The sequence below is a fragment of the Sporolactobacillus vineae DSM 21990 = SL153 genome, assembly GCF_000377985.1.
In the GTDB taxonomy this organism is placed as follows: domain Bacteria; phylum Bacillota; class Bacilli; order Bacillales; family Sporolactobacillaceae; genus Sporolactobacillus; species Sporolactobacillus vineae.
The window spans coordinates 221,156-245,720 of sequence record NZ_KB899042.1; the positions used below are offsets into that span (position 1 = coordinate 221,156).

Annotated in this window: 18 protein-coding genes and 1 pseudogene; 5 read left to right on the forward strand and 14 right to left on the reverse strand. The window is 47.2% G+C overall.

The window, feature by feature from the left end:
* Positions 1 to 180: 180 nt before the first annotated feature.
* From D889_RS0101160 to D889_RS0101180, 5 genes are all read right to left on the reverse strand, one after another.
* Complete coding sequence (locus D889_RS0101160; RefSeq protein WP_010631091.1) at positions 181 to 618, reverse strand: universal stress protein; 438 nt, start codon at positions 616 to 618, stop codon at positions 181 to 183.
* A gap of 160 nt (positions 619 to 778) precedes the next feature.
* A complete protein-coding gene (locus D889_RS0101165) occupies positions 779 to 2,005 on the reverse strand; it encodes a CDP-glycerol glycerophosphotransferase family protein (RefSeq protein WP_033403852.1) in 1,227 nt (408 codons plus the stop codon).
* A gap of 36 nt (positions 2,006 to 2,041) precedes the next feature.
* The gene (locus D889_RS0101170; RefSeq protein ID WP_010631093.1) at positions 2,042 to 3,184 is read right to left on the reverse strand and encodes a CDP-glycerol glycerophosphotransferase family protein; all 1,143 of its coding nucleotides are present in this window, start codon (positions 3,182 to 3,184) and stop codon (positions 2,042 to 2,044) included.
* Positions 3,185 to 3,191: 7 nt separating this feature from the next.
* Positions 3,192 to 3,590, reverse strand: a complete 399-nt coding sequence (gene tagD, locus D889_RS0101175) for a glycerol-3-phosphate cytidylyltransferase (protein WP_010631094.1) — start codon at positions 3,588 to 3,590, stop codon at positions 3,192 to 3,194.
* A 156-nt stretch (positions 3,591 to 3,746) separates the two neighbouring features.
* Positions 3,747 to 5,327: a glycosyltransferase gene (locus D889_RS0101180; RefSeq protein ID WP_018962078.1), complete on the reverse strand. Its 1,581-nt coding sequence runs from the start codon at positions 5,325 to 5,327 to the stop codon at positions 3,747 to 3,749.
* Positions 5,328 to 5,584: 257 nt separating this feature from the next.
* On the opposite strand from D889_RS0101180, the pseudogene D889_RS14805 reads away from it, so the two are divergent.
* From D889_RS14805 to D889_RS0101190, 3 genes and pseudogenes are all read left to right on the forward strand, one after another.
* A pseudogene (locus D889_RS14805) lies at positions 5,585 to 9,082 on the forward strand (bifunctional glycosyltransferase/CDP-glycerol:glycerophosphate glycerophosphotransferase); the annotation flags it as partial.
* Between the two features lie 66 nt (positions 9,083 to 9,148).
* Positions 9,149 to 10,312, forward strand: coding sequence for a CDP-glycerol glycerophosphotransferase family protein (locus D889_RS15945; protein WP_026039139.1), 1,164 nt, complete (start codon positions 9,149 to 9,151; stop codon positions 10,310 to 10,312).
* Positions 10,313 to 10,430: 118 nt separating this feature from the next.
* Positions 10,431 to 11,762 (forward strand): DUF6270 domain-containing protein, encoded by a 1,332-nt coding sequence (locus D889_RS0101190; protein WP_010632822.1) that lies wholly within the window; start codon positions 10,431 to 10,433, stop codon positions 11,760 to 11,762.
* A gap of 69 nt (positions 11,763 to 11,831) precedes the next feature.
* Here the strand turns inward: D889_RS0101190 and D889_RS0101195 are convergent, their stop codons facing one another.
* The 5 genes from D889_RS0101195 to D889_RS0101220 all read right to left on the reverse strand — a co-directional run bounded on the left by D889_RS0101195 (position 11,832) and on the right by D889_RS0101220 (position 16,173).
* The gene (locus D889_RS0101195; RefSeq protein WP_010632821.1) at positions 11,832 to 12,254 is read right to left on the reverse strand and encodes a GtrA family protein; all 423 of its coding nucleotides are present in this window, start codon (positions 12,252 to 12,254) and stop codon (positions 11,832 to 11,834) included.
* Positions 12,251 to 13,222 (reverse strand): glycosyltransferase family 2 protein, encoded by a 972-nt coding sequence (locus tag D889_RS0101200; RefSeq protein ID WP_010632820.1) that lies wholly within the window; start codon positions 13,220 to 13,222, stop codon positions 12,251 to 12,253. The genes D889_RS0101195 and D889_RS0101200 overlap by 4 nt, the downstream gene beginning before the upstream one ends.
* A gap of 59 nt (positions 13,223 to 13,281) precedes the next feature.
* Positions 13,282 to 14,166, reverse strand: coding sequence for a UTP--glucose-1-phosphate uridylyltransferase GalU (gene galU, locus D889_RS0101205; protein WP_010632819.1), 885 nt, complete (start codon positions 14,164 to 14,166; stop codon positions 13,282 to 13,284).
* Between the two features lie 363 nt (positions 14,167 to 14,529).
* Positions 14,530 to 15,171: a hypothetical protein gene (locus D889_RS0101215; RefSeq protein WP_010632817.1), complete on the reverse strand. Its 642-nt coding sequence runs from the start codon at positions 15,169 to 15,171 to the stop codon at positions 14,530 to 14,532.
* 102 nt (positions 15,172 to 15,273) lie between these two features.
* Positions 15,274 to 16,173, reverse strand: a complete 900-nt coding sequence (locus D889_RS0101220; RefSeq protein ID WP_026039138.1) for an SDR family oxidoreductase — start codon at positions 16,171 to 16,173, stop codon at positions 15,274 to 15,276.
* A 312-nt stretch (positions 16,174 to 16,485) separates the two neighbouring features.
* Between D889_RS0101220 and D889_RS14810 the strand changes: the two genes are divergently transcribed.
* On the forward strand, positions 16,486 to 16,668 hold the full coding sequence (locus tag D889_RS14810) for a YjcZ family sporulation protein (protein WP_010632815.1): 183 nt from the start codon (positions 16,486 to 16,488) through the stop codon (positions 16,666 to 16,668).
* Between the two features lie 214 nt (positions 16,669 to 16,882).
* Positions 16,883 to 18,235 (forward strand): hemolysin family protein, encoded by a 1,353-nt coding sequence (locus D889_RS0101230; protein ID WP_010631288.1) that lies wholly within the window; start codon positions 16,883 to 16,885, stop codon positions 18,233 to 18,235.
* 56 nt (positions 18,236 to 18,291) lie between these two features.
* On the opposite strand, the gene cydC is transcribed toward D889_RS0101230, so the two are convergent.
* The 4 genes from cydC to D889_RS0101250 form a co-directional block, all read right to left on the reverse strand.
* Positions 18,292 to 20,052 (reverse strand): thiol reductant ABC exporter subunit CydC, encoded by a 1,761-nt coding sequence (gene cydC / locus D889_RS0101235; protein WP_010631289.1) that lies wholly within the window; start codon positions 20,050 to 20,052, stop codon positions 18,292 to 18,294.
* Complete coding sequence (gene cydD, locus D889_RS0101240; RefSeq protein ID WP_010631290.1) at positions 20,049 to 21,785, reverse strand: thiol reductant ABC exporter subunit CydD; 1,737 nt, start codon at positions 21,783 to 21,785, stop codon at positions 20,049 to 20,051. Before cydD ends, cydC begins: the two co-directional genes overlap by 4 nt.
* Positions 21,786 to 21,860: 75 nt before the next feature.
* The gene (gene cydB / locus D889_RS0101245) at positions 21,861 to 22,874 is read right to left on the reverse strand and encodes a cytochrome d ubiquinol oxidase subunit II (RefSeq protein WP_010631291.1); all 1,014 of its coding nucleotides are present in this window, start codon (positions 22,872 to 22,874) and stop codon (positions 21,861 to 21,863) included.
* On the reverse strand, positions 22,861 to 24,264 hold the full coding sequence (locus D889_RS0101250) for a cytochrome ubiquinol oxidase subunit I (RefSeq protein WP_010631292.1): 1,404 nt from the start codon (positions 24,262 to 24,264) through the stop codon (positions 22,861 to 22,863). The genes cydB and D889_RS0101250 overlap by 14 nt, the downstream gene beginning before the upstream one ends.
* Positions 24,265 to 24,565: the final 301 nt, after the last annotated feature.

Below are 24,565 nucleotides of genomic sequence, written 5' to 3' on the forward strand. Positions count from 1 at the left end.
TCTGACCTTTTTTGACTTTCAAGTATTTCGTCAAAAAAAGATTGAAAATAATTTTTCTCCCTTTCGGATCCTTAAGAAAACGTTCGTTCCGTCAGTGATGGATCTGACTCGTTATAAAGCAAAAGCCCCTGCTTACTGGCGCAGGGGCCTGATACATATCTACATCGTACTTACTCGTACTTACTTGACGATCATTACCGGACAGTTGGCCAGATGAAGTACCTTGTTGCTGACACTTCCGAGAATGACCTGACCGAATGCACCCATACCGCGATTGCCCATGACGACCAGATCTTTCTTTGTATCGTTGGCATAATCGCAAATTTCCTGGGCGGCAATGCCGTACAAATGTTTCTTTTTGAATTTTACATTTGTATGTTTCGATTCCTCGGCAATAATGTCGTCAAGCATCTGGTTGCCCTCTTTTTCCTCGACCTCTTTAACGTCAGCATCCAGAGACGGGCCGACCATCGAATAGAATGGAAAATAAACGGGAGACGGACTGACGTAAATTAAAGTAATCTCGGCATCTTTTTTTCCTTCAGCAACAACAGTGGCTTCTTTTACCGCACGTGCTGCAGGTTTTGATCCGTCGACAGGTACGAGAATTTCATACATATTCACCACAACCTTCCCTGACCAATATGATGACAATAACTCCTCTTACACCTTAACTATACCACATTTTTCATTCACGTAAGCGTTTTATTGAAAGAATATTCGTTTATTAAAGGGATAATGGTCAAACCTGTCTGAGGTTGCCCATTATCCCTGATACTCATTGATGGGCCCGGGCTTTTGAAGTCTCATGGAACACACTCCGGACAACACGTTCCGCCGCGTGGCCGTCTTCAAAAGCACAGAAACGATGATAGAAGCCTTCAAATTGCCGATCTGCGGTGAAAGCGGACTTCTCGACAGACCGGAGCGTTTCGATGAGCTGTTCGTTTGTTGTCACAATCGGCCCGGGCGCTTCATGTTCAAAATCAAAATAGAAACCGCGCAGCTGATCCCGGTATTTATCAATATCATAGGCAAAAAAGATCATCGGTCGTTTCAAATTGGCATAATCAAAGAATACCGAAGAATAGTCGGTGATCAGCACGTCGGCGATCAGGTAAAGATCACTGATGTCTTCATAATGTGATACATCGAGAGCAAATCCGTCAAAAGCAGACAGGTCGATCTGATCGGCGACAAGATAGTGCAGACGGAGTAAAATCACGCAGCGATCCCCGAAAGCCTTCTTCATTGCATTCAGATCGAGAACAGGATCGTAACGATAATGTTCATTCCCAAGATTCTGGTCATCACGCCACGTCGGCGCGTAGAGCAGCACGCTCTTGCCCTCCGGAATATGGCAGTACTCCCTGATCCTCCTGATCATCGGCAGATTGTTCTTCCGATAGAGGATATCGTTGCGCGGATAGCCGGTCTCTAGCATTTCTCCGTGGAAACCAAAGGCATGGGGAAAGATTCGGGATGAGTATGTATTCGGCGAGATCAATATGTCCCACATGGCAGCATCCTTAATAAATTGTTTCTTGTATTTCTCCGGGTAGCTGTCCAGATCCAGTGCCAGCTTTTTCAGCGGCGTCCCATGCCAGGTCTGCACGTAAACGGTATGAGCCGGCTTACGGAACCAGTCGGGATATCGAATGTTTGTCACCCAATACCCTGCCCTGCTCATCAGAAGCAGCCAGCGAAACGAATAGCGGCGTACATACATCAGGTGACGGGCCGCAAACATTTTTTCATGACGGCGATCCGCGCTCCATACCAGCCGGTAATCCGGACAATGGGTGCGCATATATTCGTAGATCGCCCGTGGATTGCAGCTATACTGTCTGCCGAAAAAGCTTTCAAAAATAACCAGTTTTTGATCGGCGGGGAACCGTCCGAAAAAAAGGAAGCCGCATTTATAACCCGTTTGAATCAGCCATTCGGCAAAAGTACGAACAGCCCGGTTTATCAGAGACGCGCAGGAGCGCAACCTATTTTTCATCTGTTCATCCTTTCATTTGTGTGAAACAGGTGCATTTCATTTTCGGGTCAGACCATACGTCCCGACCACGTAATCGACAAGCTTTTTTGACGCGTCGCCGTGTGAATACCGGTTCCATAACGCGGCAAATTCTTTCACCTGACTCAGGTTAAACCGGTCCTGACGAATCACCTTGATCAACTCTTCGGTCGTGAAGGCGACAGGCCCCGGCACCCATTTCAGATAGTCAGACTGAAAGCCGCGTTCCTTACCGTATGCTTCCAGATCATAAGGATAAAAAATCATCGGTTTCCCAAGAAGTGAGTACTCGACCGGGATCGATGAATAATCGGTAATCAGCAGATCACTGGCCAGCATCAGTTCATCAATACTGGAATCATTGGAACAGTCGATTATAAAGGACTGATCCTCTGCAGAAAACCGGTATCCGGACCGCTCTGCCGGATGCAGCCGAAGCAGGAGAACGTACTCATGACCCAGTTCTTTTTTTAACAAATCCAGATCCAGCGGAAACCGGTCCCTCTGCCGGTTGCGAAATGTCGGCGCATACAGGATTTTTTTCCTGTCCGCCGGAAAGTGATGCGAAGGACGCCGACCTGCCTCATGCTTCTGAAAAAAGAAATCGGTCCGCGGAAAGCCCGTTCGCAGAATCCGGTCGTCGGTCAGGCCAAAGGAACGTTTGAAAATATCTGCCATGATCTCCGAACCGGCAACCACCTTATCGAACTTTTCATAAACCTTGCGAAAACGTCTTCTTGCCCGCTCTGACCGGCCGGCGATCGAGTTGTCTTCCAGGCCGAAAGTTTTTAATGCTCCGGGCGCGTGCCAGATCTGTATGCACGGGACCCCCTCCCTGAACCGGACAACAGACAGAAAGCCAAAATAGTTATCGACAAACACAACCTTTGCGGTAGCCAGATAATAAGCCGACCGGAACAGGGCACCCGGATTCATCGTTTCAAAGGGCAGTACAACACTGCGATCGTCTTTAAATGCGTCGATACATTTTCCACGGCACAAAAAGACGAATTCCACGGCGACATGCTCGCTTCGGAATTCATCAGCAATAAATCTTGTGTTTTCACTAAACGATACGACAAACACGACTCTGTTTTTCTGCGGGAAATACCTGAACAGCAGAAAAGCAAAGCGAAAAGCCAGTAAATAAAGGGTGATCATCCATTCTCTAATCATTTTTCACAGAAAACAGATCATGCTTGATCTTCGTTGTCGAGATGCCCACCGTCCGCGGCAAATAAACAACCTGGCAATAATCTTTCAGGAAGTCAAACTTCCCTCTCCAGTCATCGCCCATAACAAAGATATCGACATTGTATTTCTTGACATCATCGACCTTCTGCTCCCAGTTTTCTTCCGGAATCACAAGATCGACGTAACGGATCGCTTCAAGGATCAGTTTGCGATGCGCATAATTGTGGTACGCTTCTTTATGTTTCAAGGCATTGAATTCATCCGTCGACAGTCCGACGATCAGGTAATCGCCCAGTTCCTTTGCTCTCTTCAAAAGATTGACATGACCGTAATGGAGCAAGTCAAATGTTCCGTATGTCAGTACCCTTTTCATCATAATCTCTCCCGGTGAACTTTAGTAAGGTTTCAGTTGGCCGAACCATCACGGCTCGCTGACCAAAAAACTGCACCTAATTGCAATTATTATAAGTCTTCGTCCAGTTGATAGCAATCTGTCTCAGCACATTATCCGCTCTGAGGAATAAAAAGCTTATTTATTAACAATCAGATAAATCGTCCCGCTTCCGCCGACACTCAGTGTCACCCGGTGGTGCGTCCCGGCAAACTTGCCGACCTTCCTGCTGCCCGGATGCAATCCGACGGCAAATGTTCGCGCTAATCCATGAGTCCGCAGCTCCCCGACGATCCTGTAGGTCCCCTCAGGAAGCGCAGCAAATTCCGGTTCCGAAAACGGAATGACGGCTTCATAGGACGACCAGTCATAGTGATATACCCAGTCAAAATGCGGCCGGCTGAGGCGTCCGGAGACGGCAGCGCGCAGTGAATTCTTCAATGATTTGTGTTTTCGGACATTTTTTATCGGTATCCGGATGCTCCCTGATTCGTCCTCCAGGGTAAAGCCCATCGATACCTGATCTTTTTTCCGGACATCCAGTTTTTCGATGAATGCACTGCCCCGAATCACCAGACTGCTGTTCCGCCAGACAGCTTTCTCCGCCTGCTGCCGGACTTCCAGGGTGTTATCCGCCCGCAACCATTTTTCTGGAATCTGGACATGAAAAGGTTCCGGAGCATAGTAATGGCCATCTTCATGCCGGATCAGCCGGCTTCGGCGGAAGGCCTTGCTTTTCTGATAGCGGATCAGCCGGAACAGTTTATCTTGATCCCTTTTTTTCAGAAAATAATACTTCAGCCGGTCGATTGGACGAAGCTGCATCAGAACCTGTTCCGGAACGCCCTTTAAATACCTGGTAACATAATCCTGGAACAGATCAAAATACGGTTGATCGGCGTTCGGAAGTTTGTTCAAATACATCATAAAGTCCAGGCTGAGGAGTTTAACGTCCTTGGCTTCGCACAGTTCCGGATCGATCAGATACGCCTCAAAAAAACGGTTCACCATCTCGACAGCTTTCAGCCGGTCCCTGAGATTGTTCACCGCTGTCCGGCTTTGCGTGATCGAGTGATCGCCAAAATTTCTGAAACGCCAGAAATAGACGGTTTCATCGAGCACATCCACCGACCGGGCCAGATAATGAGCCGGAAAAGTGAGCGGAATATCCTCATACAACATCCCCTCGGGAAAAGCAAACTGATGTTTGTTCCAGAATGAAGTGCGGTAGAGCTTGTTCCACGCCGTGGTGTCATAAATCAGTTCCGGATCGGTGGTTATGTGAATACGCCGTTTTGTCCGGACAATCGCTTGCCGGTGAATCCCCGACGGAAAAGTTTTATATGCGTTAAAGCGAAGCACATTGCCGACCACGATGTCTGATCCTGTCTGTTCCGCCATCGTGACCATATGCAGATAAGCGTCGGCCGTCACACGATCATCTGAATCCACAAAAGCGAGATACTCCCCGGCAGCATGGCTCGCGCCAAAATTGCGTGCCTGTCCAAGGCCGCCATTCGGCTTGTCGTAGCCATGAAAATTCGAATAAAGATCTGCATAGTGATGCATGATGTTGCCGGATTGATCCGTTGAACCATCGTTGACCATGATGACCTCGATATTGTCGTACGTCTGATGAGCAATCGAATCCAGGCATGCCTTCAAATATTTTTCAACATTATATATAGGAACAATCACACTTATTTTCGGATGATTCATGATCAGGATCCTTTCAAAATAATGAAGCTTCCATGGTATTATACACTATGTCCTGCAAACATTCCTGAAAAAGACAGACTCCTCTATTCCATACAAACTCAGTTGTCATACCCAAAAAAAACGGATAAAAACAAGTGAATGTTGAAAACTATTCGATAAGAGGATAAGCACTTGGAATCATCCACTTTTTGTCGAAAAAATGGTAAGATAAATGATGTTTGCTCTGTGAACACTACCGCTGTAAGGAGAGATTTTGAATGGACTACAAGATCAGCGTAATCGTGCCCGGATATAACGTGGCTCAATATATCAGACAGTGCCTGGACTCACTGGTTAACCAGAGTTTTAAAGACATACAGGTCATTATGGTGGACGACGGTTCTCCAGATGTCAAAACTGGAGAAATCATGGATGAGTATGCGTCGAGGTACCCCAATTTCCAGGCCGTTCATCAGGAAAATCAAGGTTTGGGCGCAGCAAGAAATACCGGCGTCCGTTATGCTGAAGGAGAATATATTGCGTTCGTCGACAGTGATGATTATCTTAATCCTGACGCCTTTCGGATTATGTACGGCATGGTGGAACATACTGGCTCAGATATTGTATCCGGAGGAGTCCACCGGTTCAATTCGAAGAAGAATGTGAATTCATGGCTGCACAGCCGGGCAATCCGCGATACTCGTGAAAAAACACACATTACAGAAGATCCATTTCTTCTTTATGATACGACGGCCTGGAACAAACTATATAAACGTTCCTTCTGGAATGAAAACCACCTCTCCTTTCCAACAGGGATGCTCTATGAAGATATTCCGGTAACCATTCCGGCACATTTTCTGGCAAAATCGGTCGATATCGTTGAAGACACCGTTTATTACTGGAGAATGAGGGAAAGCAATGATGGTTCGATCACCCAAAAAAGAAACGATCTGAAAAACTTTCAAGATCGTTTGAAGGCACTGCATCTTTTAAATACATTTATGCATGAGCATCACGCTTCAAGAGAAATTATCGAAGCTAATCAGTTGAAATATCTCTCTGTTGATTTTCTTATTTACCTAAAAGATCTAAAGTTCGCCGATTCCAATTATATTCTGGCATTTCAAAGTTTGCTGGCAACGGAACTGAAGAAGGTAAACCCGGATCTTTTTAAATTACTGCCTGCTCGATGGCAATTAGCCTATCGTTTTGTTCTTGAAAACAAGATGGATGAAGTACTAAAGATGATCAAAATAGGTAAAAAGAAGAATCTGAATGTTAAACCATTTAGAAAAAATGGCCACTGGTATAAACATTTCAAGCTCAGCGAACTTACCAATGCTTCTCCGGTCGTTGTTGATGATGCTCTCAAAGCTGTTGCAAAAGTTCATCATGTGAAATGGCAGAATGATAAATTTCTTGAAGTTTCAGGCCATGCCTATATTGAAGAAATCGATTCAAAATTTCGATCTCAAGTTGTCATGACCGGAACACTTGTTAATGTTGATAATTATCAGAAGGTGAATCTCCCTGTTACTATTGCTAAAGACCGTTCGATCACGAGAAAATGGGGAACGGTTAAAATACATCGGTTCAATCCTTTGACCCGAGTCTACAACTATAATTGGTCAGCCTTTAAAATTGCTATAAATACAGACGAAGTTCTGGAAATACTTAAAGAGGGTCGCTGGGCTGTATATATTAATGTCCGGGTACAGGGGATATCGAAATCAATCCGGCTGGGCAGCCCGGTCAGAGGCAGCAATGAAGCGGGATTTAAAATAAAGGACGGATTAGCCTGGAAAGTCGGCTATAACGGTGGATGGCAGCTGGCTGTGGACGTTTTGAAACCGGAAGTATGGATTACTGATGCGGAAATAAGCAACCGTCAACTGATCCTTTCTGGCAAGACAAATGGTGATATAGCTAAAATCCTGTTGAACTATTTTAATCCCGATCTGAATAAATCAGCCACTTATATTCCTGAACTGAAAATTAATAAAGCAAACGAAACATGCAAAATAATCATTTCTGACGACAAGCTTGGGATGCTGAAATTTCAGGAACAAGGCTGGATCATCAACTATTTGCGGCCTGGTGAAACGGTCGGCCACCCTGTTGCTGGGAACATGCCTCAGTCTAATACAATCCTGAATGGTGTTCAGCGCCATCTGCTGCTTGAGCAATCGAATGATGGAACACTGACCGTTTTCCCTTCATCTTATAGACACCCTCTGCTTCATAAAATTAATTTTTCAGGGAATTCGGTATACCTTGAAATCACTTTTCCTGAAAGTCACGGAGAAAATCTGACTGAAATAAGCAGTAAGCGGCTACTATTCGAGCCTGAGCGAAGCGGTCCGGCAGTCATTTATGATCTTGAAAAATCGATTTGCTCAGAAAACTCAGGATTTTCTCAATTAAGCTTAAAACTTTTCGATAAAAATCATCATTTCAAGATGTTTGGATCAGGCAGATGGAATCTTTACATGGAAATTGTCGGAACCGATGTTAACGAACATGAGCATGCTGTGAAAATTCCGGTATTAACCGGTGACGCATTTTTAACCGAATCGAACAGTCGTTTTTTCTTCGACAGACTATCGTTCACCGCAAAAAGTGGCGACCACGGCTCATTGTACTTCTGCACTCATGTCAACTGGGATCTGCTCGATCGTTCGTCAAGATCGAGAAAATTTGTCAAATGGTATCTCTACGCGCTGATGCGTTTGCTTCCGATTAAGAAACACGTGATCGTCTTTGAAAGTCTCTGGGGCCGGGCTTTTAATGATAATCCAAAGTCAATATACGATTATATGTCCGAAAAATTCGGGAGAAAGTATAAGTATGTCTGGTTCTTAAACAATGAATATACCCCGGTACCGGATGATGTGATTGCTGTCCGTAAAAACAGCTGGCGCTATTTTTACTACCTTGCCCGTGGAAAATATTTTGTTGAAAACACAAATTTCCCTAACTTTTATGTAAAACGTAAGGGACAGATCGAAATGCAGACCCTTCATGGTACATTTATGAAGACTATGGGGCTCGATGAAAAGGTAACTTTTAACACTAAATGGAAGCAGGAAAGCTTACTCAAAAGGTCCGGCCGGTGGGATTATCTCGTATCTCCAAGCCCTTATATGACAAAGACCGCGACCAGTGCCTTTATGTTTCAGCATCAGGTAGTGGAATGCGGATTTCCTCGAAATGATGTCCTTTACAAACACAATAATCCGGATTTCATCGCTCAAGTGAAGCAAGAAGCGAATCTTCCATTAGATAAAAAGATCATTCTCTATGCACCGACATTCCGAAGCAAGGACAAATTTGAACTGCAGCTTGATTTTGATCAGCTTCGTGAACGTCTGTCAGATCACTATATCCTTCTTCTCCGTCTGCATTATTTCGTAGCCAGCAGAATTAACGTTGAAGCCTATAAGGGTTTTGTCTACGATGTATCATCTTATCCGGATATCCAGAATCTGTACCTAATCTCAGACATGATGATCACTGATTATTCTTCGGTCATGTTTGATTACGCACACCTGAAACGACCGATGCTGTTTTTTGCCTACGACCTTGAATTCTATCGTGATGATCTGCGCGGAATGTATCTAAATTATGAGGAAACCGTACCCGGGCCGATTGTCAGAAGTACAGAAGAAATCATCCGACAAATTCAGGATCCTGAATTAGCAGCAAAATATCATGATAAGTACGTTGCGTTCTATAACAAATTTTGCACTTTCGGACGAGGTGATTCCGCTAAAAAAGCGGCCGAACAGCTGCTGAGTCCAAATATACAGTTGCAGCCGGGCGAACCGTTCATCAGAGAGTATATTCGAAAGAAATTTCGTTTCGTCTATCCTTCTCTCTTCAGACGTGCTGGAATGTTGCCTCGTAAGCCGAAGACAGTTTTATTTGAGAGTTTTTTCGGGCAACAATATTCGGATAATCCCCGTGCAATTTATGAATACATGAAAAAGAATTATCCGGACTATCACCTCATCTGGAACGTAAAAAATGGTTATGAAGAAATCTTTAAAAGAGAACGGGTACCCTATGTGATCAAGTATTCCTATCGAGGCATCATGCAATGGGCACGTGCGAAGTATTGGGTAACCAACAGCCGCTGGCCATTATGGCTGCCGAAGCCAAAGGGAACAACCTATGTCCAGACCTGGCACGGTACACCACTGAAGACACTTGGTGCGGATATTCAGCATATCACGATGCCGGGGATGACGCTTGCTAAATATCATAGCCAGTTTACCGCAGAAGCACGGAAATGGGATTATTGTGTTGCACCAAACCCCTATTCATCAAAAATATTCAAACGTGCGTTTGAGGTTCAGGGGCAAATGATTAACTCAGGTTATCCAAGAAATGATTTGCTGTATCAAAAGAACAATCAGCACGACATCAGTCTCATCAAAGAAAAGCTCGGCATTCCACAGGACAAGCAAGTGATTTTATACGCTCCGACATGGCGTGATAATGAGTACAAGAAAATTGACCACTATACCTTCGACTTAAAGTTAGATCTTGAGCGAATGAGAAACACATTTGGCAAGGACACGGTACTCTTGATGAGAATGCACTATCTGATTGCCGAACAAATGGATCTGAGCGGTTATAAGGATTTTGCCATTGATGTTTCAGACTATGAAGATATCCGTGAATTATATTTGGTTTCCGATTGCCTGATTACGGACTATTCATCAGTGTTTTTTGATTATGCAAATTTGAAACGCCCGATCGTCTTCTATGCCTATGATCTTGATGATTACGCCAATGAAATTCGCGGTTTCTATTTTGACTTTCAAAAGGAAGCACCCGGACCGATCGTCAAGGACATGGATCATCTGATTCCAAGCGTCAAAAAGGCACTGGCTTATGACGGTGACAATCCATATCCGGAATTCTATAATAAATTTTGCCAATGGGAAGATGGTCATTCAACTGAACGCGTTGTGAAGACATTCTTACAGGATAAGCACTAAGTCTCTGCACGGAGATACTTACAGGCAGCAAGGATTTTCTTGCTGCCTGTTTCAAATGGTTAAGTTAAAAGATTCAGTTTTCTTTCACATCACATAAAATATCGGAGGAAAAAGGGTAATGAATAAGATCAGGATTGCAGAAATTGGTTCATGTGTATCCAGAGATCCTTTCAATTCAAAATTCGTTCCGAACTATAAAGATTTTTTTGAAATTGTCTCGTTTCAAAATCAGATGTCGACGATCTCACTCATGGCTGACCCGATTCCTTATGATGCTTATCGTGCAGAAGGAGATATCAGTCAATTTAACAAAGAAAATTTTCTGACCGAGCTTGATAAATCGATTCTTTACCGTCTGCTCACAACTCGTCCTGATTATCTAATTCTGGATTTCTACGGAGATGTCTATTATGGCGCACGTGAAGTAAATGGATCGTTTATTACAAACAAAATCTGGATGTTTGAAAAAGTAAGCATTTTTAAAGAGTTGCATCTGGGAAAAGAATACAAAGTCACCAAAGATGCGGATCGTTATTTCAACCTCTGGAAGCAAAACGCGGATGCGTTTATGAGATTTATGCAGGAAAATCTTCCGGATTGTAAGATAATTGTCAACAAGGCACGGTTTGTCGATCAGTACTATGATCATGAACAACAGCGCATCCAGTCGATCGCAGAGCATATTGATAAGCCCAGGAATCTTAAGCTGATGAACGAAATGTGGGACAGGATGGATTGCTACCTCCTGGATCACTATTCTGTTCGTGCGCTGGACTATGGAGAGAAGAAATACCTGGGTGATGAAAATCATCTCTGGGGCTTATTCTTTGTACACTACACAAAAGATTTCTACCTGGACTTCAGAGACAAGCTGTTAAAAATCGTCTTTGACGACTTAATGGATCAAAAGACACCATCGTCCTATACAGGTAAGCCAGTTAATTTAATCCGGAATTCAACTTTTGATTTTGGAAAAAGCTACTGGTCTTATTGGGAAGACGACTTTAAGATTGTACAAAATACAGACGGATCAAATTCAGTCAGAATCAGTGAAAGTAATGAAGAGAAGAATATCAACCGGCAAATCTGGTCTAACCCAGTGGAAATTAAAGGGGACAGCCGGACAGCTTTTACGGTCTCTTTTGAAGTCAAGATTCGAGATTTAAAGTCACTCGATGACAAAAGGGCTTTTTTCGCGATCCGGGTCTACCAAAAGATTTTCCAATTATGGCAAAAAAATTCTTTGTACCATACCTACTTGACTGTTGATGATTATCCAGTAAAAGAAAATGAATGGACTCCAATCACTTTCACTTTCAGACCGGATCAAGGCCGTTATATCAAGGTAGCTCCCTATCTTTTCCGCAACGGAGATATCGAATGGCGCAACATTCAGGTAGAGGCTGGACCTAAAGCCACAGCGTGGAAACCGGGTTATCAGGAAGACTGATCTTTCCAAAAAAGCGTATAAAAAAGTGAGGACATCACGATGGATATCCTCACTTTTTTATACGCAGATTTATGCCTTAAACACCCATAATTTACTTAATACAAAATTAAATGCCAGCCCGACAATCGTACTGATCACTTTGTTCACATACAGTGGAAGAAACTGCAGTGTATGCATCACCAGGAGCGTAATGAGGAGAACACTGACATTCAGAATAATGAATTTAAGGAAACGGGTTTTTGATTTCTTTGATGCAGAAAATGTGACCCTGGAGTTCCAGATGTAACTATTCAGCGTGCCTGCTGCATACGACAGGGTTTGTGCCAGCAGAAAATAAACGGACAGAAAATGGGTCAGCAAAATAAATGTAACAAAGTCTACTGCCGTATTCAGAATGCCGACAAACCCGAATGTGATCCCCTGTTTGATGACCTTTGCATAGTAATGGCTGCCGGTTTGCTTTTTCTCTAAAAAATGAGGCTGATCGTTCATTTGTTTCCTGATCCCCTGCCCTGTTTTTCTGCCGGACCAAGCGTGCTTGTTTCGATTGTATACCTTGGTCTTCTTTTTGTTTCTTTAAAAATTTTTCCGACATATTCGCCGATGACGCCAATGGCAATCAATTGCATCCCGCCAACGAGCCAGATCGACAGGATCAGTGATGTCCAGCCGCTGATCGTGTGGTCCATCAGCCATACGACCAGCGTATAAACAGCAATGACAACACCGATCGCTACGATCGAAAAGCCGAGACTGGTCACCAGTTTGATCGGAACCACACTGAACGACGTGATCCCTTCGACAGCAAAGGCAATCATCTTCTTAAAGGGATATTTCGATTTCCCGGCAAACCGTTCCTTGCGATTATAATAGACTTTCGTCGACGGGAAACCGAGAAGCGGGACAATACCTCTGAGAAAGATGTTTTCCTCATGATAGTGCGCCAGCTCTTCCACCGCACGACGGCTCATCAGCCGGAAGTCGGCATGATTCGGCACGAGACGGACACCCATCCGGTTCATTAACCGGTAAAAGGCAAGCGCTGTATTGCGCTTAAAGAACGTATCCGTGTCCCGCTTATCCCGTACGCCGTAAACGATATCGAATCCGTCAAGATACTTGTCAACCATCTTCGGAATCGTCTGCACATCATCCTGAAGATCGGCATCAATGGAAATGATGCAGTCGGAAATCTTTACGGCTGTTTCCATTCCGGCCAGGAGCGCAAACTGATGACCAAAATTGCGGCTGAGTTTGACCCCTTGAACAAAATGATTTTCCTCCGACTTGTGCTGAATCAGCGTCCAGGTCCGGTCGCGGCTTCCGTCGTCAACGAAAAAGATTTGGCTGTCCGGACTGATCTTCCGGTTCTTCACCAGATGGTCAAGTATCGCTGTGAGTTCTTTAGTTGTCTCGTCAAGGACTTCTTCTTCATTAAAGCACGGGACAACAATGCTCAACCGTGCGGACTCCCTGTTTCTTTGCAAATAATCACCAGCCTGTTTCTGTCGGTAAACGCTCAGAGCTTCTTCTCGGCGATTCTTTCCCGCAGATCATCGAGATAACGAAGCATGTCTCCCTTGAGGTCGTCCCGCGTCAAAGCCATCTCGACATTGGACTCAATAAAGCCAAGCGTCTCGCCGACATCGTAACGTTTTCCCTCATACTGATAGCCATAGACCTTCTCTTTCTGATTCAGCTGGGATATAGCGTCGGTCAGCTGAATTTCACCGCCTGAGCCGATCTGTTTCTGGCTCAAGAAATTGAAAATTTCCGGTGTCAGGATATAGCGGCCGATAATCGCAATATTAGAAGGTGCCGTACCGACCGGCGGTTTCTCGACAAATCCGCGAATGTCGTACAGCCTGTCTTTCCTGCTTGCCGGATCAATGATCCCGTACCGGTTCGTCCGGTCTTCAGGTACCTCTTTAACGGCGACAATACTCGATTGAACTTTATCATACTGATCCATCATCTGTTTCAGGCAGGGCGGATCATTCTGAATAATGTCGTCGCCGAGCAGTACGGCGAAGGGTTCATTACCGATAAATTTGCGTGCACACCATACGGCATGGCCCAGTCCCTTCGGCTCTTTCTGACGAATATAATAAATATCGACTTTTGACGACTGACGGACCTTCTGAAGCAGGTCGAACTTTTTCTTGTTTTTCAGATTTTCTTCCAATTCGAAAGCGTTGTCAAAATGGTCTTCAATCGCCCTTTTCCCTTTACCGGTGACAATAATGATGTCCTCAATTCCGGAATTGACGGCTTCTTCGACAATATACTGAATCGTCGGTTTGTCGACAATCGGCAGCATTTCTTTCGGCATCGCTTTGGTCGCCGGCAGGAAACGTGTCCCGAGCCCGGCTGCCGGAATGATGGCTTTACGTACTTTTTGCATCGTCTTCGCTCCTCAACAAAATCAGATACGGTTCATCAATAAATTTTTAAAGGTGTTGCACATTCATTTAATCACCAACACGAAGTTCTCGCAAATCCTTACATATGCTCAGTATCGCTTAAGGGTACCAAAGAATCGCTATTGTTAAAAAAATTCCGCGATTCAATTTATAAAAAAGGCTTTTACCGTCTATCATTATTCGCTGTGCGCCGGCATTTTCTGTTCCACTTAAAGAAACCGCACATATTGGGCTGTGCGGAAAAAAGCGACGGGGCGATCCGGATCCCGACGATGCATTTGCGGCGTGTCAGCGAGGCCCGGCAGATTGACTGATCGCTTGCATTCGGCGTCCTCAGACGGAACTCAGTCTTTGTTCTGAATCAGTGCATCGACCGCCAGTGCCGACCAGCTTTCCATCCGCGGATAAATGTCGCTTGCCCTGAGTGCCGGCAAACTTCTCCAGGATCCTGAGAGCTTGTCTTTCTCCTTGACAGCTACCTGACTGGACTCAGGAAGATCAATGGCGACCAGCACCCCAATATGGACACGGCCGACTTCAGAAGCATCATCATTAATCAGGCCAATTGTTTTTATATGAGATAGATCCGCTCCTTCGAGAATCAGCTCTTCATTGATTTCACGCTTCAGATTGTCGGCAAGCTGCTGACGGAAGTCCTCTTCTCCCGGAACCTGATTCATATGTCCGCCGACGCCGATCGACAGTTTGCCGTGAAGGCGCTGTTCTGCACCGCCGCCGAGCCGTTCGTAGGAAAAATAACGATCTCCCTTTCGCAGTAATGCATAAGGAATCGGCTGTTTATACTCCGGATTCTGCTCGGCATCACCGCGCCGCATCACCTGATAATGTGCCGCCATCCTTTTTTCCAGTTTGCTGACCCGCTGCCGGTCCTGTTCGGTACCCTGAAAGGTCAGATCTGTATCCGTGTCCGTCCCGAACAGCGACGCCCTGCTGACAACAATAATCTGTTCGTCCATTTTCCCCATTGTTCCTGCCTCCAACTCAATAACACATACCATTTTTAAGAGTGAGGGAAATATTTTCGATTGTCAAGATGATTTTCAGAACCAGCAGCAGCGGGTTTCGGTTCAGGATTCGACCATTTCACCGCCGCCGATATGCAGTACCTGACCGGTCATGTAGCGCGAATCATCAGAAGCCAGGTACACATAAGCCGGAGCCAGTTCAAACGGCTGACCCGGCCTTTTCATCGGCATGTCCGTTCCAAACGTTCCGACCTTATCCTCCTTAAAGCTGGCCACGATCAGCGGCGTCCAGATCGGCCCGGGTGCGACTGCATTGACCCGGATGCCCTGCGGTACCAGATTCTGTGAAAGCGATCGTGTCAGTGAGACGATAGCCCCCTTGGTCGCCGAATAATCGATCAGCGTTTTCGATCCGCGATAAGCCGTGACCGAGGCCGTATTGATGATCGAACTTCCGGACGTCAGATGAGGCAAAATCGCCCGGGTCAGATAAAAATATGAGAAAATATTGGTCTTGAATGTATTAAGCAGCTGGTCGTCACTGATTTCGGTCAGGCTCTGCCTGACAAACTGAACAGCACAATTGTTCACCAGGATGCTGACTCCGCCGAAATGCCGGATAACCTGTGCCGCAACTGTCTCTGAAGCTTCTGATTCTCTGAGATCGGCACGGATCGGCAGGCACTCGCTCCCAAGTGCTTCAATGCGCTGCTTTGTCCACTCCGCATCCTTGTCCTCATTCAGATAAATAATCGCGACCCTTGCCCCCTCACGGGCAAAGGCAAGCGCCGCTGCCCGCCCGATGCCGCTGTCGCCGCCGGAGATCACGGCCACTTTCCCTGTCAGCTTGCCGCTCCCTTTATACTCCGGATTTTCAGACAGAGGCTGAGGATTCATCTCGTATTCAAAACCAGGCTGCCGGTTCTGGTGCTGTGCAGGGAAAGAAAGCAGCTGTTCCTTCATCGTCATCTTCTTATTGTACAACGGGTAAATGGGGTACATTGTCATCACTCCTGTCCGGACTGTATCATCCTGAAAGATTCTGATAAACCTGACTGTTGTTTTCTGCTCCAGTTGCTTGCCTTCCGCTCCAAATGGCGGCGTGGCAAAAACCGGCACAATTGTTAAACAGCGCTTTTTGAGAAGAAAAGTTCATTCGGTTTATTCATGCCCAAAAAACATTTTTTCACATCCTGAAGGCGAACTAGCAAAAAATGGGCCATCGCACATCTGGCCGTCAGGGCGTATTATTTCATCGCCATTTACCTGCAGGCGACATAGAATATCATATCTCGTGATAAAGGAGTGACCTGAATGGGCAATTTCGGCATGGGCGGCTATCCGTCCAATCCAGTATACGGCGGCGCCGGCGACGGGTGCGGCTGCGGCGGCTATCCAAGCTATCCGGTAGGCGGTTTCGGCTGTGGTAACGGTTTTGCGCTGATCGTGGTTCTTTTCATCCTGTTGATTATCGTTGGCGCAACTTTTGTCTGCTGAACAAATTGAAAAAAAGCCTGAACAGGCCAATCCTGTTCAGGCTTTTTTAGTGATCTTCCCCTTTTCGCTCCCCGTGCCGGTCATTATCTGATTAAAATGATTCGCCCGTCACAGTACAAGAAATCGCTCTTTTTATTGTATAATATGTGAGAAGGGCATCCTGACGAACGAGGAGGTGATTCCTGGACTTCACGATTGATGATCCAGGAAACGCGTGAACGACACACTGGGACTGCTGATTGTGATCTTTCTGATTCTTATTACAGCATTTTTTGTTGCTGCTGAATTTGCTATTGTCAAGATTCGTGCGACAAAGCTTGATATGCTTATTCGTCAGGGCAGCCGGCGGGCAAAAGCAGCGAAGCAGATCATCCGCCACCTGAACGCTTATCTGTCAACGACACAGCTCGGCATTTCCGTGACTGCCCTGATTCTCGGCTGGATCGGCGAGCCGGTTGTCGCCCATCTCTTCCACCCCCTCTTTCATCTGATTGGCCTGAACAACGCCATGACCGTAACTTTTTCCACACTGACCGGATTTCTGCTCGTCACAATTCTCAGTGTTGTGCTCGGTGAACTCGCCCCGAAAGGGATCGCCATTCAGAAAGCGGAGCAGATCACGCTTGCAGTCACCTATCCGCTAATCTGGATTCACAGGCTGTTCTTCCCCTTTGTCTGGCTGCTTAACGCGCTCTCTAACGGCGTCATGCGCCTGTTCGGATTCCGCCCGGATGAAACCCATGAGACGGCGTTGACAGAGAATGAACTGCGTCTGACCCTTTCAGACAGCTTCAAAGGCGGACAGATCAGCCAGGGAGAGCTTCGCTATATGAACCGGATTTTTGATTTTCATGACCGGACCGCAAGAGAAATCATGGTCCCGCGAACCGAGATCGTCTGCGTGTATAAAGAGGACCCGTTTGAAACATCATTAAAAACCATTCATGATGAAAAATTCACCCGTTTTCCCGTTGCTGAAGATGACAAGGACCATATCGTCGGTATCATTAACATAAAAGACATTTTTAACGATATCCTGACGACGAAAGTACACGCGCTTGATGACTATGTCCGGCCGATACTCTCCGTTCTGGAAACGATACCGGTTCGTTCACTGCTTGAACGGATGCAAAAGGAAAGCATCCATATGGCCGTTCTGACCGATGAATACGGAGGAACATCCGGCCTGGTCACCGCTGAGGATATTATCGAGGAAATCTTCGGTGAAATTCGCGATGAATATGACGATACCGAGGAACCGCCGATAAAAAAGATGGACAATGGCCAGATCGTCGTCGATGGAAAATTGCTGATTGTTCATGTAAACAGTCAGTTCCAGACCGATATTGAAGAAGAGGGACTGGATACCATCGGCGGCTGGATGCTCGCGCAGGACCCGGGCATCCACAAAGGTTCAGTACTCACTTACAAGGATTTATCTTTTGAAGTGATTGCGATGGACCCGCACCAGATCAAAAAAATAAAAATCACCAAATCTGATGTTACCGGAAACAAGGCGTCACAGACCGATCATCATAAAAACGCACCGGATCCATCAACCTATTAATGGCGCGGTCAGTTCTTCGGCCCAAAAAAAACGGGATGCGCATTTAAGCGCGTCCCTTATTCATGTCCTTGAATCCTCTTTGCCAGGTGATCCGGTACATCAAGCCGGTACAATTCCCGATATCGCCGGTTTTCCTTCAACAACTGCCGATGCGAGCCGGACATGCAAATCGCCCCGTCCTCGAGAAAGATAATCCGGTCCATTTGCCCGGCACCGGCAAGATGATGCGTAATCCAGATCAGTGTTTTCCCCCTGAGTACGGTAAAGAAGGTCTGAAGCAGATTCTTCTCAGTAATCGGATCCAGACCGACCGTGGGTTCGTCCAGAATCACAACAGGCGTATTCCGGAGCATGATTCTGGCAAGCGCAAGCCTTTGCTGCTGCCCGCCTGAAAAAATCGCTCCTGCTTCATGCATCTGGGTATCGTAGCCGTGAGGCAGCTGTAAAATCCGCTCATGAAGCCCGACCCATTTGGCCGCCTGAACGATCTCCTCACGGCTCGCCTGCTCATTGCCTAAAGCGATATTATTTCTTACCGATGTATCAAAAAGATGCGGACTCTGATTGAGTACCGAAATAATGCTGGAAACATGCCGGCCGATCTGCCATGCGGGGACACCGTTCAGCGTCACCGTTCCCCGGGTCGGTTTCAGTGCGCCGTAGATCAGATGCGTCAGTGTTGTTTTACCGGCCCCGCTCCGGCCGATCAGTGCAATACGTTCACCCTGCCTGACATCCAGTGAGAGGTGATCGATCGCCCATCTCTCTGTTTCGCCATATTTGAAGCAAAGATTGGCCACATCGATCGTGACCGGCGCTTCCGGCAATGGCACCCGGCCTTTCTCCGCCGGCACATCGGTCTCTTTCTCCGGCATCGTCTCAGTCCGCCGAAGTCTTGAAAAGGACTCATGGTATTGCGGCAGCCGTTCAACGGCTTCAGAGACGGCAATCAGTGATTCGGCAATTGTAAAAGTCACCAGAACGAAAGCAGCAATTAGCGTCCGCGACATATGGCCGCTCGCGGCCATATGCTGCGACCAGAGCAAAAGGGCGATGACGCTCCCGCCGATGAGCAGCTCGCTGACAAATTCCCGCCACCGCCGGATCCGATGCAGCCGGTTTTCAATCCGTGAAATGCTTTTCTCCTCAACCATAAACTGGTCCAGAAAATCTTTCTGTCTGCCGGAGAGCATCCAGTCTCCGGCACCCAGCACCGCATCCGTCAGTTTCTCATACAAATGATGTCGCTGAACGGAGAACTGCCGGCGAAATTTATTGGTAAAGACGAGCGACAGAAGCGGGAAGACCACCAGCAGAATCGATAGGTAAAGCCCCATAATCAGGGCGAATAACCCGTCCATCCAGCCGAGAAGGGAAATCCACATGCCGTAAATCAGCACTGCAGAAGCTGCAGGCAGTGCTGTGCTTAAGTAGAGATCCTGAAGATGCTCAATATCATCTGAAAGAATTCCCAGCAGATCGCCGGTTCGGAATTTTGAACGAATGAACAGCGCTGCCGGTTCAAGAATGGAATAGAGCCGTGTCCGCATACCGGACAGGATGCGCAAGACCGTATCATGACTTGCCAGGTCCGAAGTGTACCGAAAAAAAGCTCTGAAAATGCCGAATGCCCGGACGCCGACAATCGGCACGTAGATCAGCAGGATATTTTCCGGCCTGAGCGCTGCTTTCGAAATCAGATAGCCGGATGTGAACAGCAGACCGGCTGCGCAGAACAACGCCAGAAATCCAAGAATTGCCGACAGCAGCAGCCGGCGCCAGAACTTTTTAAAATAAGGGAACACCCAGTTCCTCATTGCAGTCCCTCCAATTGCGTTCGAACCAGCTTCGTATAGGCTCCCTGCCGTTTCAGCAGTTCCTCCTGCGTCCCGGATTCCTGCAGCCGGCCGTGTTCGATAACCAGGATTCGATCCATCTGATCCATCCAGTGAAGCCGGTGGGTCGCCAGAATGACCAGTTTCCCGTCAAACAGCGGGATCATCGATTCCTTCAGCGCATACTCGGTCTCGATATCCAGATGTGCTGTCGGCTCATCCAGCAGCAGAATCGGACGCCGGCACAGAAAGGCACGTGCCAGTGCCACACGCTGTTCCTGACCGCCACTGAGCGCGCGTCCGCCCGAGCCGATCCGCTCGTCAAGTCCCATCGGCAAACCGCTGACAAAGGTGCCAAGTCCTGCAGCCTGCACCGCCCGTCGTATCTCGGGCGCTGTCGCCTCTGGTGCATAAAAAGCAACATTATCTCCGATCGAACCGCTGAATAAATACGGATGCTGAGGGATATAAGTGATTTGCTTCTGCCAGGCCGATGCAGTGAGTGTTGCCGGTTTCCCGTCAATTCGTATCTGGCCGGATAACGGGCTGATAAAACCTGAGATGAGATTGATCAATGTCGATTTCCCGGCACCACTGGCACCGATGATCCCGATTTTCTCAAAGCCGTTCAGCGTAAAAGACAGGCTATCTAAGACCTTTTCTCCATCGCTCCGGGCGTACGTGGCCGAAACCGTTTGAAATGACAGGGAAGATGCCGCCGACCATGAATCGTTTCCGTCATCCGGCGGCTCGATTCCCGCTGTGAATCGCGTTCCTGCATCGCCGGCGTAACGCGTCAGTTTGTGTGCTGCTTCCTTACCGTCAAGAGTGGCGTGATAATCCTGGCCGAGTTCCCGGACAGGAAGAAAGTACTCAGGAGCGAGGATCAGCACAACCAGAGCCGGATCAAGCAATATCTGTCCGTTGATCAGCCTGAGCCCCAGTGCAACAGCCACAAAGGCAATCGACAGCATCGTAAAGAAATCAAGCGCAAAGGACGACAGAAAAGCGAGACTAAGCGTCCGCATGGTCATCTGCCGGTATTTATCACTCACTCTGCGGATACTCGTTTCATGAGCCCGGCTCAGGCCCAGATAGCGCAGTGTCGGCAAACCACGCAGCGAATCCAGAAAATGATTGGAAAGCACACGATACGATGCCCAGCGCTCATCCATCTTTTTCTGTGCCGCCAGTCCGAGCAGAATCATAAAAAGAATCAATACAGGTATGGTGACAAGCAGAATAACCGCAGAGAGCATGTCTTTAGTGGCCACAAAGCAAAGGATCATGATCGGCAGAATACCGTTTGCTGCCATTTTCGGAAGATACAGTTCCAGATATTTGCGTGCCTTGGGGACCCCTTCGATGGCAAGTGAGACAAGCGTGGCCGTTCCTTCTTCTTTAATCATTGGCAGCCCGCGGGTAAAAACAGTGGCTAAGAAATGATTCCGCATTTCCGAGCCTGTACGGTCGGCAAACCGGAATGTCAGACTTTTAATCGCCAGCTTGCAAAAGTATCTGAGGACAACAGCTAAAAAAAACAGGACGGTCTGGTTCTCCAAAGAGAAAACAGATTGCCCTGAAAAAAGTCCGGAAATGACTCCGGCCAGCATCACTGCCTGAACAATAATAAAGATTCCCTCAAGACCTGTCAGAACAGAGACAATGAAAAAGAGCAGTTTGGCACCATGATAGGTAAATATTTCGCGATCCATAGACAAGCTTGGCAGAATCCGCAACCTGTGTCAGGGGGCCAAGCATTCACGTCCTTTCTTCATCCGTCTCAATACTTAATACTGCAGGTGTTCCTTTTTCGATACCCGTTTTCTGAACACATAGTAGCTCCAGATCGAATAACCAATAACGAACGGGAGTAATGTGACGGCAACAATGGTCATCACACCGAGTGAGTAATTGCCGGATGACGCGTTGTAAACCGTCAGATCATAGGCCGGCCGGATACTGCTGATCATCACTCTCGGGAACAGGCCGATAAACAGTGAGGCAACCGTCAGCAGAATAACTCCTGCGTTCATCCCGAATGCCCAGCCGTCCCGCTTTTTAACCAGGAAAACGACCGACAGTACCAGCGCCAGTACGTCCAGAATATATACAGGAACAAGGATGGCACCGCGACGTGCGAACAGGTCGGTGACAAAATAAGTCACGATGACAAATGCGAGTGCAGCGACAGCCAGCGGCCAGAAAATACTCTTAGCCAGGGACCGTGCCCTTTCCTGTATGTCATCCGTCGTCCTCAGACACAGATAAACCAGTCCGTGGTAAAAACACAGCAGCGTGATCAAAAGGCCGCCAAGTACCGTATAAGGATTGACGAAGCTGGTGAACACCCCGTGCATATTCATTTTACTGTCAATCGGCAGGCCGAAAACCAGCGAAGAGAACACAACACCCCAGAGAAACGGAACAAGCAGACTGGGGATAAAAATAGCCCAGTCCCACGTATTGGTCCATCTCGGCTGATTCACTTTGGCTCTGAATTCAAACGCCGTGCCGCGGGCAATTAAAAGAAGCAGCATGACCACCAGCGGGACATAAAATCCGCTGAACAGCGTCGCATACCAGTTTGGGAAAGCGGCGAACATGGCGCCGCCGGCGGTAATCAGCCAGACTTCATTGGCATCCCAGAAAGGTCCGATGGTATTGACGAGCACCCGGCGTTCCAGCTGATTTTTCGCAAGGAAGCGCGTACTCATACCGACGCCGAAGTCATAGCCTTCAAGGAAAAAGAAGCCGATAAACAGTACGGCGATAAGCAGAAACCATAATTCACTGAGTAACAACGTGATACGCCTCCCCGTCAAATGGATCATCCGACTGAGCTTTCTGATTGGCACCAAGCGATGGCCCCTGTCTGACGACACGAACAAACAGGTAAACCATAATGGCACCGAGTATCGTATACATACTCAAGAAGGAAATAATCGAGAAAAGCAGTTCGCCTGCCGAAACATTTGGTGAAACACTGGCAGCCGTTTGCATGTGCCCGAATACCGTCCAGGGCTGCCGGCCGATTTCCGTCATGATCCAGCCCATTGTGCCGCCGATGTACGGCACGCCGATTGCCCAGGCCATGAGATGCAGGAACCATCTGTTTTTGACCAGTCTGTTTCTCCAGACAAGCACCGCACCGATAATGCCAAGAATGCAGAGGATTCCGCCCATGACCGACATAATCCGGAAGCTCCAGAAAGTTGTTTTCACCGGTGGAATATAATTACCCGGCCCGTATTTTTCCACATAGGCTTTCTGGATCGTTTCAATGCCCTGAACATTGCCGCTGAATTTGTTGTAAGAAAGATAATCCAGCAGATAAGGAATTTTGACGACACCCGAATTCACATGGTTCTTTGTATCAATCGAGGCAACAACCGTCCAGGCGGCCGGACTGCCGCTGTCTTTCCAGAGAGCTTCACTGGCGGCCATTTTCATCGGCTGTGTCTGTACCAGATACTGAGCCTGAAAATGCCCGGCGAATGCCAGAAGGACACCTGAAATCAGACCGACAATGATACCGATTTTAAACGACTTCTTATAAAATTCAACATCTTTCTTTTTCAGCAGTACGATGGCACTGATTCCGGCAACCATAAACGCACCTGTGGCAAAGGATCCGAAAATGGTATGCGGAAACTCAACCCAAAGCTGCGGGTTCGCCAGAAGCGCACCGAAATCGGTCATGACAGCACGCCCATGCTCGACTGCAAAACCAACAGGGTGCTGCATAAATGAGTTCGCTGTCAGAATCCAGAGTGCCGACAGACTCGTTCCGGCCGTGACGAGCCAGATACAGGCCAGATGCGCTCCCTTCGGCAAACGATCCCATCCGAATAACCAGATACCAATAAACGTCGATTCAAGGAAAAAGGCGAGTAAGGCTTCGATCGCCAGCGGCGCGCCGAAGACATCTCCCATAAACCGGGAATACTCGGACCAGTTCATACCGAACTGGAATTCCTGCAAGATTCCGGTGACAACACCGATGGCAAAGTTGATGAGGAACAGTTTGCCCCAGAACCGTGTCATTTTTTTGTAGATTTCGTCCTTTTTAACCACGTACAGGGTTTCCATAATTGAAACGATCAGTACGAGGCCGATGGACAACGGTACGAAAAAGAAGTGAAAAATGGTCGTTGCCGCATATTGAAATCTTGCCAGGCTCAATACATCCATGCATGCTCCCTCTTTTCTTAAAGTAAACAAAAAGCAGTTTTAAAATGAAAGCGGTTATAAAAAAGTAAGCCCGAACAGTTCCTCCCGCCCCCCTTCCGGATGGTCACATTTCCGGGTAGCTTCTCTCTGGTCCAAAGGGACGCGAGGGACGTGTTCCCGGGAAACATCTCCATAATCTGAAGGGAAAGGAGATAAAATGTAACAGATGTCACACTTCACTTACTACTTTACATCTACGAAGCGAATAATCGGTTATTATTTCTTGCCAATTCAGTGAATACATTGTGTCAAATGTATGTCA